The organism is Moraxella sp., from assembly GCF_024227015.1.
Lineage (GTDB): Bacteria > Pseudomonadota > Gammaproteobacteria > Pseudomonadales > Moraxellaceae > Moraxella.
This window is the reverse complement of the sequence record NZ_JAAELD010000091.1, coordinates 1-630: the sequence shown is the minus strand read 5'-3', so window position 1 is coordinate 630 and position 630 is coordinate 1. Positions and strand designations below refer to the sequence as shown.

The 630-nt window shown below is 49.2% G+C and carries 1 pseudogene; it reads right to left on the bottom strand.

The features are described 5' to 3' along the window. Positions 1 to 84: 84 nt before the first annotated feature. Positions 85 to 630, bottom strand: a pseudogene (locus tag GY683_RS02075) (aminotransferase class V-fold PLP-dependent enzyme); the annotation flags it as partial.

Genomic DNA, 630 nt, shown 5'->3' with positions numbered 1-630 from the left:
ACCCGCGCTCAACGACGGTATAGGCGTTTATGCTGAAACCACTTGGCGTAGTCTTGTGGTTACATCCACTACTTTTTGTATTACGTAATCGATGTCTTCTTGGGTCGTAAAACGCCCCACGCTGAATCTAATTCCTGCATGCGCCAATTCGTTGCTGCGGCCAATCGCTTTCAGCACATACGAGGGCTCTAGACTCGCTGATGTACATGCCGACCCTGAAGATACAGCAATATCATTTAAGCCCATCATCAAGCTTTCACCGTCTACACCCGCAAAGCTCACATTTAAAATACCCGGGATACGCTGTGTGGCGTGCCCATTTAAATAGATATCGTCGAGCTGTTGAAGGCCTTGCCACAGCGATTCACGCAGCGCTAAAATGCGCGCACTATCCTCTTCTATTTTTGAAGAAGCTAGCGCGATGGCTTCACCCATTCCAACAATTTGGTGGGTGGCTAATGTACCCGACCGCATGCCGCGCTCGTGGCCCCCGCCATGAATTTGTGCAACCAGATTGATTTTAGGACGGCGACGCACATATAGTGCCCCCATACCTTTCGGGCCGTATATCTTGTGCGCCGATATAGACAGCAAATCTATAGGAAGCTCAGCTAAATCAATGGCAATTTT